Source organism: Promicromonospora sp. NPDC059942 (genome assembly GCF_042731755.1).
Taxonomy (GTDB): Bacteria; Actinomycetota; Actinomycetes; order Actinomycetales; family Cellulomonadaceae; genus Promicromonospora.
In genome coordinates this window covers 32,067-46,937 of the sequence record NZ_JBHWLR010000015.1, presented here as the reverse complement: position 1 = coordinate 46,937, position 14,871 = coordinate 32,067, and the positions used below count along the sequence as shown (strand labels likewise).

The following is a 14,871-nucleotide window of genomic DNA, read 5'->3' as shown; positions in this document are numbered from 1 at the left end:
GGTCTCCGTGCGGGTCTCAGCAGACAGGTCAGGCCTGCAGGTCACCCCTCGGCGACCTGCAGGCCTGACGGTAGCGACGTCAGCTCACCCGCTGCCAGGTGCAGTTGGCCGTCTCGAACCCCTTGGCCGTGGAGGGCAGCGTGACCGTCGTCGGCTCGGTCACCGAGCCGGACTCCACGAGCTGGTCCCGGCTCGCGTCGGCGGTGAACTCCTTGAGGACCGCGTAGTAGCAGGAGCTCCCCTCGCCGCCGACCGGACCGGTCGTCACGTAGGTGCCGCGCTGGAGCTGGTCGCCGAGCACGTACACGCCGTTGTTGAACGTGCGCGTCTTCGGCGCCGCCATGCCCGAGTAGTACTTGCTCCACGCGCCGCACTCGTCGGACCAGAAGCCGTAGTCGGTCGACTTCACGGCGGCGATCCGCTGCCCGAACCCGTAGTCCCAGCCCAGGACCTCGGTGCGGGACTCCCGCTGCCACGCGCAGAACCGCGTGCCCGCCTGGGCCACGTAGGTGCCCGGGGTGACGTTGTTGCCGCCCACGAGGAACCCGCCGTTCGCGGGGATCGCCGTGGCCGGCTTGGCGACGGCGCCGGTCGGCCCGCCGGTCCGGACGACGGTCGCGTACCCGAACTTCCGGGCGGTGACGACCACCGAGATCTTCTTGCCGAGCTGCGGCCCCTTGACGGTGTACGACGAGCTGGTGGCGCCGGAGATCGGCACGCTGTCGGCGAGCCACTGGTAGGTGAACGCGGGCGACGGCTTCCAGGTACCGGTCTTGACCGTGAGCTTCGCGCCCACCCGGGCGCTGCCCGAGATGGTGGGCGTGGGCGACGCCGAGAACTTGGCGTCGACCGTGGAGTGGGCCGAGGTCACGGACTTCGTCGAGATGCCGGGACGCTTGCCCGTCACGGTCACGGTGAGCTTGCGGCCGTCGTACGACGTCGGGATCTTGAACGTCGACTTCGTCGCGCCCGAGATGTTCTTGCCGTCGATCTTCCACTGGTACGTGGTGGTGGTCCGCGCGGGCGTGGCCGGCGGGGCGACCGCGGACACGGTGGCGCCCGGGTAGGACATCCCGGAGATGCGCGGCGCCGCCATCACGAACGCGCCGTAGCCCACCGTGACGGCCGGGCTCGTGCGCGACTCGGGCGTGTAGCCCGCCCGCTTGCCGGAGAGGGTGACGGTCAGCTGCTTGCCGCGGTGCGTGCTGGTGGGCACGAAGGTGAAGCCGGTGGCGCCGGAGATCGCCGTGCCGTTCGCGAACCACTGGTACGTGAACGTGGTGCCCGAGGTCCAGGTGCCCGACTTCGCGTAGAGGGTGGTGCCCACCTTGGCGGTCGGGCTGATCGTCGGAGCGGTGGAGGAGAGGTCACCGATGCCGATGGGCTCGGTGGGCTCGCTGGTCACCGCGGTCGGGAGGTAGCCCTCGGCCGAGCCGACGACGGTCACGGTGATGCGCGCGCCCATGTCCGCCGGCTGCGGCTGGTACAGGAACTTGTTCGCGCCGGAGATCATCGCGCCGTCCCGGCGCCACTGGTAGGTGAAGTCGGCCACCGGGTCCCAGACCGGGTCCGGGTCCACGACCAGCGCGCCGCCCACGGACGGCTCGATGGCGTGGATCACCGGTGCGGGCGTGGCGGCGAACGTCTGCCCCTGCGCCGCCTGGTACGCCGCGAGGACGTCGAGCTTGCCCTCGCCCCACACGTTGTTGTCGTCGGCGTTCCCGCCGCAGGAGGTGTCGTTCACATCCTTGGCGGAGCCGTCCAGGAGCGCGCGGGTGGCGGGCACGTTGCCCACCAGCGCCGGCACGGCGTCCCACAGGAGCGCGACGGCGCCCGCGACGTGCGGGGCAGCCATCGACGTGCCGTCCCACTGCTCGTACCCGCCGCCGGGGACGGCCGAACGGACCTTGCTGCCGGGCGCGGCGATGTCGGGCTTCACGGTCCCGCTCTGTCCGGGACCGCGCGAGGAGTAGGGCGCGATGGTGCCCGACTGCGTGAACGCACCGACCGAGTAGGACGCCTGCCGCGAGCCCGGGCTGCCGGAGGACTCGCAGCCCAGCTCGCCGTCGTTGCCGTTGGACCAGGTGCTGAAGATGCCGGCCGCCTCCCAGGCGCCGATGACGTCCTCCATGAACGGGTCGCTCGACAGCGACAGGCCCCACGAGTTGTTCACGATGTGCGGGCGCTTGGCCGGGTCGGCGCCGGTGCCGTCGAGCCGGGTGGGCGCCAGGAGCCACTGGCCGGACGCGATGAGCGTGGCGTCCGCGCAGTCGTCGGCGCAGCCGTTCGCCGCGATCCACTCCGCACCGGGGGCGACGCCGATGTTCGTCGCGCCGTCGTCGGTGCCGACCATGGTGCCCATGGTGTGCGTGCCGTGCCCGTTGTCGTCCCGGGGGCTGGTGGCGCCGGCGCCCGTGGAGTCGAACCAGTTGTAGTTGCTGCCCGACGTCGCGCCGCGGTACTGCGCGGACAGCGCCGGGTGGGTGCGGCTCACGCCGGTGTCCAGGCCGGCCACGACGATGCCGTCGCCGGTGAAGCCCGCGGCCCACATGTCGTCGGCGTTGATCGCCTTGATGCCGTACGTCGAGGTGGCCGCAGCGTCGGGCGCGGCGCCGTCCGTCGACTCGGGCTCCTCGAGCGCGTGGCGCGTCGTCGGGCGCACCTCCAGGACCTGCGCGTCCGCCGCGAGGTCGGTCGCCAGCGCGAGCGAGCCGTCCTCGACCAGGATCGCGTTGGTGGCCCAGTACGAGGTGTACTCGGTGCCGGACTCCTCCAGGGCGGCGATCGCCTGCTCCTGGGACGCGTCGGCGGCCGCCTTGAGGGTCTCGTACACGTAGTCGCCGCGCTCGGACCAGCTCGTGATGCCGCCGGCCGCCGACAGGTCGGTCTCGCCGGCGAACCGCAGCCAGAAGTCGGTCTCCTCCTCGGCGCGGAAGGCCTTCGTGGCCGCGGTGGTGATCTTGTCGGCCGGGTCGACGGCGCTGCGCGCCACCTGCGGGGCCGCGCTCGGGCGGGATGCCGGTCCGTCCTCGTTGGCGGGGTCGGGCGCCGCGACGGCCGCGGCCGGGGAGGCGAGGAACGCGACGGTCGCCGCGGAGGCGACGGCGCGGGTCACTAACGTGCGACGAGACATAGGGCCGCTCCGAAAGGGTGATGGGGTGCCCCGTCACGGGCGGAGACCCCGCCGGTCACGGCAGGGAAGACAGCCGCACACTAGCGGCCGGACCGCCCACAGACCCCGTAAACTGGCAGAAATCACCCGCTCGGGCTCCCGCCGGGGGAAGCGCTCTCAGCCCCGTCCGCGCAGCCGGTCGATGTCGCGTCGCTCCCGCTTGGTGGGTCGCCCGGTACCCCGGTCACGCAGCCCGACGGCCTCGCGCTCCACCCGCGTCGGCAGGGCGGGGCTGTGGTCCAGGTACGCCTTGACTGCCAGGGGCGCCCCGACCCGCTTGAGCAGCAGCTCGACGACCTCGATGTCCCGGTCCCGGAGCGGGTCGCGCCACGTCACCCGGTCGCCGACGGCGACGGACGCCGACGGCTTGGCCACCTTGCCGTTGATCCGGACCCGGCCGCTCCGGCACAGCTCCGCCGCGACCGACCGGCTCTTGGTCAGCCGCACCGCCCACAGCCAGACGTCGATGCGCACCGCCCCATCCTCCCACCGCCGCGCCGTCAGGCGGACGGCTGGTACTCGAACCGCTCCACGGTAACGATCCCGGCCGACGGCGCGCCGTTGCTCGTCGCGACCAGGCCCAGCCACACACCCAGGAAGCCTCCTGCCGAGACGCTGTCGAGGGTGCGCCCGTCGGCGGTCGCGACCGGCGTCGGCAGCTCCTCCCCGACCCCCGCGAGCAGGACGTAGTCCTGCCCGCCGGCCTGCACGGCCAGGGTGACGGGGGCGTCGCCCGCGGGCAGCGGCCGCTCCCCGAGCACGGTGGCCACGCCCGCCCGGTGGTGTATCGCGAGCACCCGGCGGTCGCCGGTGTCGAGCGCGCCCGCCACCACCAGCAGCACGTGGTCCCGTTCGGACTGCCGCACCGCGAGACCCGCGTGCTCGTCCGGCCCCGCAGGGTCGAACCGCAGCACGGTCCGCACCGTGACGTCCTGGTGCTGCTGGCGCACGCCCAGGAAGGCCGGCGTGGCCGCATCCGTCAGGTTCTGCGGGAGCACGCGCAGCAGCCAGCCGTCCCCGTTCGGCTCGGCGAAGTCCGCGGGGCCCCGCAGACCGGTCCACCGCAGGTCGCCGGGCAGCACCGGTCCGGCGGGCGGCCAGGCGGCACGCGGGCCGGCAACGACGCCGTCCGCCCGGACGCCGTCCGGCACCTCCACCACCGCCGGCACGCGGCCCTGTCCCGGCGCGAAGACCGGCCAGCCGTCCTCCCACGTCACGGGTACGAGGAACGTCTCCCGGCCGAGGTTGTAGTGGTAGCCGCCGTACGGGCGCATGGCGAGCAGCACGGCCCACCACGACCCGTCGGGCGCCTCCACCAGATCGGCGTGCCCGACGCCGACGACGTCCACGTCCCGCCCCAGGTGCCGGTGCGTCAGCACCGGGTTGGCCTTGTTGCCGACGTACGGGCCGGTCACCGACTCGGACCGGGCCACGGAGATCGCGTGGTGGAACTCGGTGCCCCCCTCGGCGGCGAGCAGGTAGTACGTCCCGTCCACCCGGTAGAGGTGCGGCCCCTCCGCCCACACGGCACCCAGCACCGCGCCCCGCCAGAGCACGTGCTCGGGTCCGGTCAGCCGCATCGTGGCCGGGTCGAGCTCGCGCAGCCAGACCTCGGTCTGGTCGTGCCACTCGGGTTCGCGGGCGAGGCGGGTCCCGTGCAGCCAGACCCGGCCGTCGTCGTCGAAGAACAACGAGGGGTCGATACCGTCCTCGTCCAGCCAGACGGGGTCGGACCACGGCCCCGCCGGGTCGGTCGCGGTCAGCACGAAGTTGCCGCCCCGCGTGCTGTCCCGCTGGTCCACGAGGGTGCAGACCAGCCAGAACACCCCGTCGTGGTGCCGCAGCGTCGGCGCGTACAGCCCGCCCGAGGACGCGATCCCCTGCATGTCGAGCTGCCCCGCCCGGTCGAGCGCGTGGCCGATCTGCTCCCAGTGCACCAGGTCGCGGCTGCGGAACACCGGCAGACCGGGAAAGTACTCGAACGTCGAGGTGACGAGGTAGTACTCCGCCCCGACCCGACAGATCGTCGGGTCGGGGTAGCAGCCCGGCAGGACGGGGTTGCTGACAGCCGTCACGGCGCCGCGGTGGTGTCGACCCACCGGCTGTCCGACGTCGTGACCTCGTGCACGTCGCCCGTGATGGCGACGATGCGGCGGGCCGACGGCGGCAGGACGGGCGCGGAGTCGTTCGGCTCGTTCAGGTCGGCGATGCCCTCGGCCACCACCCTGACAACGTTGTCAGCCGCGTGCGCGCCGACCCAGACCTCGACGTCCCCGGGCTCGACGATCCGGACCATCTTGCGGTCGCTGAACGCGAACCGCGTGGTCGGCACGTCGAACGCGATGGTCGTCGACTCCCCCGGCGCCAGGTCCACCCGGTGGTAGCCGAGCAGCTGCGTCGTGGGCCGCGCGACCGAGCTCACCACGTCGTGCCCGTAGAGCTGCACGACGTCGGAGCCGGCCACCTCGCCCGCGTTCGTCACCGCGACGACGGCGCGGAACGTGCCGCCCGCCTCGACCGACGGGTCCACGGACACGAGCTCGCGCTCGAACGTCGTGTACGACAGGCCGAACCCGAAGGCGCGCACCGGCGTGGAGTCGGTCGACGTCACCTCGGACGCCCCGCCCAGGATCGGGTGCAGGTACGAGTAGGGCTGCGCACCGGCCGACCGCGGCAGCGACACGGGCAGGCGCCCGGACGGGTTCACGCGGCCCGAGAGCACGCCCGCGAGCGCCGTGCCGCCCTCCTCGCCCGGGAAGAACGCCTGGAGGACGGCGCCGGGCGTGCGCCCGCCGGACCCGTCGCCGTCGAGCGCCCAGCCGATCGCGTAGGGGCGGCCGGTGAGCAGCACCATCACGACGGGCTTGCCGGTGGCGAGCACCGCCTCGACCAGCTCGCGCTGCACGCCGGGCAGGTCGAGCGACTCGCTGTCGTTGCCCTCGCCCACGGTGCCGCGGCCGAACAGCCCGGCCTGGTCGCCCACCACGACGACCGCCACGTCCGCGGCGTCGGCGGCGGCGACGGCCTCGGCGAACCCCGAGGTGTCGTCGCCCTCGACGGCGCAGCCCCGTGCGAAGGTGAGCTCGGGCGCGCCCGGGCCGCCGAGCTCCGTGGCCAGGGCCTCGGCCAGGGACGGGATCTCGAAGCCGTTGGGCACACCGGGGTGGTGCGCCAGCACGTGGTTGGCGAACGAGTAGCAGCCCATCAGGGCCTCGGGCCGGTCGGCGTTGGGCCCGATCACGGCCACGCGGGCCGGCTTGTCGTGCCACGCGCCGAGCGGCAGCACGCCGTCGTTCGCCAGCAGCACCACCGACTCCTCGGCGAGGCGCCGGGCGACGTCGCGGTGCGCGGGCGAGTCGAGGTCCACGACGGCCGGCGGCTCGTCCTCGTACACGTCCGGCTCGAGGAGCCCGAGCTCCTCCTTCTGCTTGAGCGCGCGCAGCACGGCCCGGTCCACCACCTCGACCGGCACGTCGCCGTCCTTGACGAGCGCGGCCAGCGGTTCGAGGTAGGCGTCACCGGAGGGCAGCTCGACGTCGACGCCGGCCTGCAGGGCAGCCGCGGCGGCGGCGCCCCGGTCGGCGGCGATCGCGTGCATCACGCTCAGGAACGCGACACCGAAGTAGTCGGCGACCACGACGCCGTCGAACCCCCACTGCTCACGGAGCAGCTCCGTGAGGTACTCGTGCGACGAGTGCATCGGCACGCCGTCGACGTCGTTGTACGAGGCCATGACGGACCGCACCCCGCCGTCGACCACGGCCATCTCGAAGGGCGGCAGGAAGACGTCCGCGATCTCGCGCGGGCCCGCGCTCACCGGGGCGTGGTTGCGCCCCGCCTTGGAGGAGGAGTACGCGACGAAGTGCTTGAGCGTGGCGTGCACGCCCGCGCCCTGCATGCCGCGGACGTACGAGGTGCCGACCGTGCCGACGAGGTACGGGTCCTCGCCGATGCACTCGTCCACCCGGCCCCAGCGGGGGTCCCGGACGACGTCGAGCACCGGCGCGAGGCCCTGGTGGATGCCCAGCTCCCGCATGGACTCGCCGATGAGCCGGCCCATCTCCTCGACCAGCTCCGGGTCGAACGACGCACCCCACGCGAGCGGCGTCGGGAAGGTCGCCGCCTTCCAGGCGGCCAGGCCCGTGAGGCACTCCTCGTGGACCAGCGCGGGGATGCCCAGGCGCGTCTCGCGCTTGATCCTGCGCTGCTCGTCCCAGAGCCACGCGGCGCGCTCGGCCGGGTCCACCGGCCGCGTGCCGTACACGCGGGTGTAGTGCCCCAGGCCGTGCCGCGTGATGTCCGGGAGCGCGACGGTGCCCTGGCCGCCCGCCATCTCGCCCTGCATCGGGGCCACGACGTTGCCGCCCTGGTCCAGCCAGTACCCGACAAGCTGGGCCAGCTTCTCCTCGAGGGTCATCCGTGCGTGCAGGTCACGCACGCGCTCCGATACCTCGGGCATCGCCCTCAGCGCCGACGACAGCTCCGTCATGGAACGTGTTCCTTTCTCGGTCCTACGTGTGATGGCCTGCGTGGTGGTGGTGCAGGTGCCGGACGGCGCGGGTCAGCCCTTGACCGCGCCCGTGAGGCCGCCGACGATGCGTCGCTCGAAGAGCGAGAAGAAGATCAGCGCGGGGATCATGGACAGCGACGTGAAGGCGAGCACCCGTGCGGTGTCGACCGAGTACTGGGACGCGAACGCCTGGACGCCGAGCGGCAGGGTGTACGACAGCTCGTCGTTCAGGATGAACAGCGGCAGCATGTACGAGTTCCAGGACGCGACGAACGCCAGGATGCCGACCGTGACGACGCCGGGCAGCGACAGCGGCACGACCATCCGGAAGAAGAACCCGATGCGGCTCGCACCGTCGATCGAGGCCGCTTCCTCGATCTCCTTCGGGATGGCCCGCAGGAACGGCACCAGGATGATGATCGTGGTCGGGAGTGCGAACGCGATCTGCGGCAGGACGATGCCGCCCATGGTGTTCATGAGGCCGAGGTCGCGGATCAGGATGTAGAGCGGCGTGATCGCGACCGTCATCGGGAACATGAGACCGGCGGCGAACAGCGAGTACATGGCCGCGTTGAGCTTGAAGTCGTACCGCGCCAGCACGAAGCTGACCATGAGCCCGAGCGCCACGACGCCGACGGTGGTGAGGATTCCGGCCACCGCCGAGTTGGCGACCTGGCGCCAGAACACCTCGCTCACGAGCACGCTGATGTAGTTGTCGACCACCCACGGCGCGGGCAGGCCCGACGGGTCCGTGGTGATCTGTGCGTTCGTCCGGAACCCGCCCAGGATGATGTAGAGCACGGGGGCGATGCAGACGCCGACGAACAGGAACGCGACGGCGTAGGTCATCGGGCTACCCCAGGCGACCTTCGGCTGCCGGCGGAGCGTCTGCCCGGTCGTGGTGGTGGGGGCTTGGAGCAGCGTCGCCATCACTTCTTTCCTTCCGTGAGCGCACCCTCGGTGTCCCGGCGCAGCACGTACCGCTGGTAGACCAGCGCGATGACCAGCGAGATCAGGAACAGCACGACGGCGACGGCGTTGCCGTAGCCGAAGTTCCCGGCCAGGCGCCCGTTCAGGACCATGTAGGTCGCCATCGTCGACGTACCGGCGGTGGCGGAGATGTACTGGCCCCAGATGATGTAGACGAGGTCGAAGAGCTGGAGCGAGCCGATGATCGACAGGAACGCCCAGATACGGAGCGTCGGCCCGAGCAGCGGCAGCGTGATCGTCCGCTGGATCTGCCAGTACGAGGCGCCGTCGATCGCCGCCGCCTCGGAGAGCTCCTCGGGGATGCTCTGGAGACCCGCGAGGAACAGGATCACGGCGAAGCCGATGTACTTCCAGCTGATGATGATCATCAGGGACCAGAGGGCGATCTTGGGATCGGACAACCAGTCGACGGCGAGGGCCCCGAGGCCGACCTTCTCCAACAGGTCGTTCACCGCACCGGAGCTCTGCAGCAGCAGGCTCCAGCCGGTGCCCACGATGACCTCGGAGATCACGTACGGCACGAAGATCAGGACCCGGATGATCGAACGCCCGCGGATCTGCTGGTTCAGCAGGAGCGCCAGTGCGACGGCCGCCGGTCCCTGCAGGATCAGCGAGAGCACGACGATGTAACCGTTGTGCAGGAGCGCGTCGTGGAACGCCGAGTCCCGGAAGATCGTCAGGTAGTTGTCGAGCCCGACGAACTCGGTCGGCGGGCCGTAGCCCTTCCACTTGAAGAAGCCGTAGTAGGCCGCCAGGAAGACGGGGAAGATGACGAACGCGAGGAACACGACGATGGCCGGGCCGGACAGCACGGTGATCTCGAGCGTCTTGCGCCAGTCGGTCCGCCTGCCCCGCCGCGGCCCAGGGGCCGGGGACGACGTCTGCACGCCGTCCCCGCCCGCCGTGGGACCCTCAGGCGAGGCCGTCCTGGTTGCTGAGTTCTCGCCCAGGGAGTGAGTCATCTGGCTCGTTACTCCATCGCGGCCGCGGCGTTCACGGCGTCGACGATGCTCTGCGGGGTGCCGTCACCGGCCAGCATCTCCACGACGCCGGCGTTGAGCGCGTTGCCCACGTTCTGGCCGTAGAGCGTGTCCAGCCAGACGGAGACGTACGGCGCCTCGTTGTAGGCCGCCAGCACGGACTGCAGCGCAGGGTCGGTCACGACGCCCTGCGCCTCCTTGCTGGCCGGCAGCGTCACGAACGCCTCGGCGTAGTTCTCCTGGTACTCCTTCTGCATGAAGAAGTTCAGGAAGTCGGCGCACTCCGGCGGAGCCTCGACGAAGCAGGAGTAGCCGTCGACGCCACCCATGAACGCGGCCGGGTCGCCGTCACCGCTCTCGGTGGCCGGGAACGGGAACCAGCCGAGGTCCTTCAGCGGCTTCTGGTCCGGGGTCAGCCCCGCGATGACGCCCGGGTCCCAGGCGCCCATGAGCTCCATGGCGGCCTTGTGGTTCGCGATGAGACCCGCCGAGGAGCCGGCGCCCTGCTGGGCGGTAGCCGTGAGGTAGCCGTCCTGGAACGGCTCGGTCTCGGAGAGTGCCTGCAGGTCCTCGCCGGCGGCGATCCAGCAGTCGTCGTCGAAGCTGCGGGACTGGGCCGCGGTCTCGAGCGTCTCCTGCGAGCACTCGCGGAGCGCGAAGAAGTAGAACCAGTGGGCGGCGGGCCATGCGTCCTTGGCGCCCAGGGCGATCGGGGAGATGTCCTTGTCCTTCAGGGCGGACACCGCGTCGTTCAGCTCGTCGATGGTGGTCGGCGTCTCGGTGATGCCGGCCTCGTCGAACAGGTCCTGGCTGTAGAACAGGCCACCCGGCAGGATGGCGGTCGGCATGCCGTAGATCTTGCCGTCGACGGTGAAGGCGTCGAAGCCGGCGCCGACGTTGGTCTTCGTCGCCTCGTCGATCGAGTCGGTGAGGTCCATGATCTGGCCGGCCTCGACGACGTCGGCCAGCTTGCCGCCGCCGCGCGCCATGAAGATGTCGGGTGCGTCGCCCGAGTTGAGGGCGGTCTGCAGCTTGCCGTCCATGTCCTCGTTCTGGATGGACTGGACGTCGATCGTCACACCCGGGTTGGCCTCCTCGAAGGCGGCGACGGTGTCTTCCCAGAACGCCTTGCCCGGCCCGGTGGTGGAGTTGTGCCAGAAGGTCATCGAGACCTCGCCGTCCGAACCTCCCTCATTGCCCCCGCCGCCGGAACAAGCCGTGGCCAGCAGGGCAACGGTGGCACCCAGGGCAACGATGCCCGAGGCCCGCGTTTTCCTCATCATTGTGGAACCCCTTGTAAGTCGTCATCGACGGTTGGCAGGAGCCTGCCTCTTGGACGGACCAAGGAGTCCGTCAAGCAGGAGAGTGTCAGGAGCGCCATGCTTTCGTCAAACGGTTTCGATATCGATTTCGAAACGGATCGGCCCGTCGGACACACCCCCGCGCCCGGATGTACTGTCTCTTCCGTGCACAGTGGGACAAGCTCACCCGGGTCCACCGCCGGACCGGGTGACGGCGTGACGGACGACTCCGAGACCTTCGGACCGTCCGCCACCGAGGAGCGCGCGACCGGCCGCGCCACCATCACCGACGTCGCGCGCGTCGCCGGGGTCTCGGTCGCCACCGTGTCGAAGGTCGTCAACGGCCGGTACGGCGTGGCCGCCGCCACCGCCGAGCGCGTCCTCGCCGTCGTGGCCGACCTCGGGTACGAGTCGTCCCTGGTCGCACGCAGCCTGCGCCGTCGGCAGACCAACGTGATCGGCGTGCTCGTGGCCGAGTTCGAGCCGTTCTCCACCGAGCTCCTCAAGGGCATCTCCGCGGCGATCGCGGGCACCGGCTACGAGCTCCTCGCCTACTGCGGCGACGCCGGCCGCTCCGACCACGTGGGCTGGGAGCGCCGCTCCCTGTCCCGTCTCGCGGGCACCCTGATCGACGGCGTGGTCATCGTGACGCCCACGCTCGCCCTCCCGCAGCACGACGGCGTGCCCATAGTCGCGATCGACCCGCACACCGGCCCCACGGGACCGGCCACCGTCGACTCCGACAACCTGGGCGGCGCCCGCACCGCCACCGAGCACCTGATCGGCCTCGGCCACACGCGCATCGGCTACCTGGGCGGACGCGCCGACCTGGAGTCGGCCCGCCTGCGCGAGCTGGGCTTCTTCGAGGCGATGGAGGCGGCGGGGCTCACCCCGGACCCGAGCCTGGTGCTGGAGGGCGGCTACCGCCCGGACCGGTCCGACCGGCCCACGCACGACCTGCTCGAACGCCCCGACCGGCCCACCGCGGTGTTCGCCGCGAACGACCTGTCCGCGATCCACGTCATCCAGGTGGCCCAGGAGCTGGGCCTGCGCGTCCCGGAGGACCTGTCCGTCATCGGGTTCGACGACGTCCCCGAGGCCGCCGGGTCCACCCCGCCCCTGACGACCGTGGCGCAGTCCCTGCACGAGATGGGTGCCGAGGCGCTCCGCATGGTCATCTCGATGCTGGAGTCCGGCCCGTCGGCCGGCCACCACACGCGCCTGCCCACGCGGCTGGTGCAGCGGTCGAGCACGGCTCCCCCGCCGGCCTAGCCCACGAGCAGCGCCGGCAGGACCGGCGCCACCAGACGCTCCGCCAGGCCGGGCCGGCCGACGCCGCCTCCGCCGTCGCCGGTGCTGCCGTCGCCGTCCTCGCCCCAGAACGTCGCCAGGAACGCCTGGTACAGCGCCGCGCCCACGAGCAGGCGCGCGACGGCCTCGACGTCGGCGTCCGCGCGCACCCGGCCGGCGTCGCGCTCCGCCTCCAGGTAGGCCTGCAACCTCAGCTGGGGCATCTGCGGGCCCGCCCCCTTCGCGGCGATGGACTCGCGGTGGCGGGCCAGGAGCACGCTGCTGGAGAAGATCGAGGCCGAGATCGGAAAGCTCCCGACGTAGAAGTCGAGCAGCCCCGAGACGAACCGCACGAGGTTGGCCTCCACGGTGGAGGTGCCCACGGCGTCGTCGGGCAGGGCGAAGCGCGGCAGGCGCTCCTGCAGCACCGCCATGAACAGGCCCTGCTTGTCGTCGAAGTGGCGGTACAGCAGCGCCTCCGAGCAGCCGGCCGCCCGCGCGATCTCCTTGGTCGTCGCGTGGGCCACGCCCTGCTCGCGCATCACGCGCGCCGCCGCGTCGAGGATCCGCTCCCGTGTGCTCATGCCAGACATTCTCCCTGCTCCCTTGACCTGCGGTCCGACCCCGTGGCACGGTGTGAGTAAGTATTCACTCACCCCTTGAGATGCACCACCTGGACCCGAGGAGATGCCATGCAGATCGCTGTTGTCGGAGCGAGCGGCCGCACCGGCCGCGAGCTCGTGAGGACCCTGACGGCGGCCGGCCACGACGTCGTCGCCGTCGTGCGCGACCCGGCCCGGCTGGCCGGGGCGTCCGGCGCCCCCGGCGAGGTCCGGGTCGCCGAGGCCACCGACGTCGCGGCCCTCGCCGCCGCGTTCGAGGGGGTCGACGCCGTCGCGAGCTGCCTGGGACCGGTGCCCGGCGAGTCGCCGCACGTGCTGCGCGACGGGATCACGGCGGTCATCGCCGCCATGGACCGCGCGGGCGTGCGCCGGCTGGTCGCGATCAGCGCGAGCGGCTGGCTGGTCGACGGCGACGACCCGCTCTCCCGCTACGTCGCCAAGCCCATCCTCAGGCGGGCGCTGGCCGTCGCGAACGCCGACCTGGAGGCCATGGAGCAGGTGATCCGGGCCAGCCACGTCGACTGGACGATCATGCGGCCGCCGCGCCTCCAGGACCGCCGGGGCACCGGCCGCTACAAGTCCCGGCGGGACGGCAACGTGCGGTGGGCCTGGACGATCGCCCGACCGGATCTCGCCCTGGCGATGCGCGACGCCCTGACCGACCGGACCGCCGTCGGGCAGGCGATCTCCGTCGCCGCCTGACCCGGCGCCCCGCACGCCGTCGAAAATCTGTCGCCGCCCGACGGCGTGCGGGGCACCCTGGTCGTATGACCTCCCCGACCGGCTACGCGCCCGAGCCGACGACGTGGCGCATCCTCGAGGTGGCGGCCGTGCCCGCGACCGACCACCCCGACGCCTGGGCGTACCACGGCATCGCCGCCGTCGACCGCGCCGTCGAGACCGCGAACCTCGGGTACGACGACCTCGCGCGCACCGTGCAGACGCTCGTCAGCGACATGCTGCACCAGGAGTACTCGGACAAGCGGCGGTTCGTCGCGGTCCTGGACCGGACGGACGGCGAGGCGCCGACCGCCGACGACGTCGTCGGCTACGGGTTCCTCAGGCTGCCGCGGGACGACAACACGCACACCGCCGACGTCTACGTGGGCGTCCACCCCGACCACCGGCGCCGGGGCATCGGCAGCGCCCTGGCCGAGCAGGCGGAGCGGGCGGCGGCCGATGCCGGCCGGACCACGTTCTTCGGCTGGTCGCTCTCGCCGCGCGAGGCCGCCCAGGACGAGGAGGCGCTGGTGCCGGCCACCGGCGCCGGACGGCTGCCCGCCGACGCGGGCGGGGCGCGGTTCGCGCTCGGCCGCGGGTACACGCTGGAGCAGGTGGAGCGCATGTCACGGCTCGACCTGCCGGTCGACGCGGACGGGCTGGCCGCGTTCGAGGCGGAGGCCCGGGCGAAGGCCGGCGCCGACTACGTGACCCACACCTGGGAGGGCCTCCCCGAGGAGTGGCACGAGGGATACGCCCAGCTCATGACGCGGATGTCGACGGACGTGCCGCAGGGCGAGCTCGACTTCGGCGAGGAGACCTGGGACGCCGCGCGCGTGCGCACCTACCTGGCGGCCCGGGCCGACGGCGGCGAGCGCCTGCTGACCACCCTGGTGGTGCACGTCCCGACCGGCGAGATCGCGGCCGGCACGTCGTTCCTGCTGCAGGACGGCAAGCCGGCCTACGTGTTCCAGGAGGAGACGATCGCGCTCAAGGAGCACCGCGGGCACCGGCTCGGGATGCTGGTCAAGGCCGTGAACCTGCGCGAGCTCGCCGCGCGGCACCCGGCCACGGAGCGGGTCCACACGTTCAACGCGGAGGAGAACGCGCACATGCTGGGCATCAACGTGGCCCTGGGCTTCCGCCCCTCAGGCGCAGAAGCCGCGCTCCAAAAACGCCTCTGACCCACCCGCCCGCCCGCCCCTGCCCGCCCCGTTGGGTGGTTTGGGTTTTTTTTTTTTCCCTCCTTTTTCGGAGAAAAAACACCCAACACCACCACAAAGAA

11 protein-coding genes are annotated in these 14,871 nt (G+C 72.0%); 3 read left to right on the top strand and 8 right to left on the bottom strand.

Translation table 11 applies throughout. The features are described 5' to 3' along the window. Positions 1–79: 79 nt before the first annotated feature. The 7 genes from ACFV9Q_RS21690 to ACFV9Q_RS21660 all read right to left on the bottom strand — a co-directional run bounded on the left by ACFV9Q_RS21690 (position 80) and on the right by ACFV9Q_RS21660 (position 10,935). Entirely contained in the window at positions 80–3,133 is a 3,054-nt protein-coding gene (locus ACFV9Q_RS21690; protein ID WP_377236118.1) for a S8 family serine peptidase, read from the bottom strand. Positions 3,134–3,289: 156 nt separating this feature from the next. Beyond that, a complete protein-coding gene (locus tag ACFV9Q_RS21685; RefSeq protein WP_377236117.1) occupies positions 3,290–3,646 on the bottom strand; it encodes an RNA-binding S4 domain-containing protein in 357 nt (118 codons plus the stop codon). 26 nt (positions 3,647–3,672) lie between these two features. Further along, a complete protein-coding gene (locus ACFV9Q_RS21680) occupies positions 3,673–5,247 on the bottom strand; it encodes a glycoside hydrolase family 43 protein (protein WP_377236116.1) in 1,575 nt (524 codons plus the stop codon). Continuing rightward, positions 5,244–7,661: a beta-glucosidase gene (locus tag ACFV9Q_RS21675; RefSeq protein ID WP_377236115.1), complete on the bottom strand. Its 2,418-nt coding sequence runs from the start codon at positions 7,659–7,661 to the stop codon at positions 5,244–5,246. The genes ACFV9Q_RS21680 and ACFV9Q_RS21675 overlap by 4 nt, the downstream gene beginning before the upstream one ends. A gap of 72 nt (positions 7,662–7,733) precedes the next feature. Continuing rightward, positions 7,734–8,612 (bottom strand): carbohydrate ABC transporter permease, encoded by an 879-nt coding sequence (locus ACFV9Q_RS21670; protein ID WP_377236114.1) that lies wholly within the window; start codon positions 8,610–8,612, stop codon positions 7,734–7,736. After that, on the bottom strand, positions 8,612–9,634 hold the full coding sequence (locus tag ACFV9Q_RS21665; protein ID WP_377236113.1) for a carbohydrate ABC transporter permease: 1,023 nt from the start codon (positions 9,632–9,634) through the stop codon (positions 8,612–8,614). The genes ACFV9Q_RS21670 and ACFV9Q_RS21665 overlap by 1 nt, the downstream gene beginning before the upstream one ends. 8 nt (positions 9,635–9,642) lie before the next feature. Then, entirely contained in the window at positions 9,643–10,935 is a 1,293-nt protein-coding gene (locus ACFV9Q_RS21660) for an extracellular solute-binding protein (protein ID WP_377236112.1), read from the bottom strand. Between the two features lie 234 nt (positions 10,936–11,169). Between ACFV9Q_RS21660 and ACFV9Q_RS21655 the strand changes: the two genes are divergently transcribed. After that, a complete protein-coding gene (locus tag ACFV9Q_RS21655; protein ID WP_377228840.1) occupies positions 11,170–12,225 on the top strand; it encodes a LacI family DNA-binding transcriptional regulator in 1,056 nt (351 codons plus the stop codon). Here ACFV9Q_RS21655 and ACFV9Q_RS21650 read toward each other — a convergent pair. Beyond that, a complete protein-coding gene (locus tag ACFV9Q_RS21650) occupies positions 12,222–12,827 on the bottom strand; it encodes a TetR/AcrR family transcriptional regulator (protein ID WP_377236111.1) in 606 nt (201 codons plus the stop codon). The genes ACFV9Q_RS21655 and ACFV9Q_RS21650 overlap by 4 nt on opposite strands. Before the next feature lie 108 nt (positions 12,828–12,935). Between ACFV9Q_RS21650 and ACFV9Q_RS21645 the strand changes: the two genes are divergently transcribed. Both ACFV9Q_RS21645 and ACFV9Q_RS21640 read left to right on the top strand, forming a co-directional pair. Then, entirely contained in the window at positions 12,936–13,568 is a 633-nt protein-coding gene (locus ACFV9Q_RS21645) for an NAD(P)-dependent oxidoreductase (RefSeq protein ID WP_377236110.1), read from the top strand. A gap of 65 nt (positions 13,569–13,633) precedes the next feature. Then, positions 13,634–14,770 carry a GNAT family N-acetyltransferase gene (locus tag ACFV9Q_RS21640; RefSeq protein WP_377236109.1) on the top strand — a complete coding sequence of 379 codons (1,137 nt, stop codon included), beginning with the start codon at positions 13,634–13,636 and terminating at the stop codon, positions 14,768–14,770. Positions 14,771–14,871: the final 101 nt, after the last annotated feature.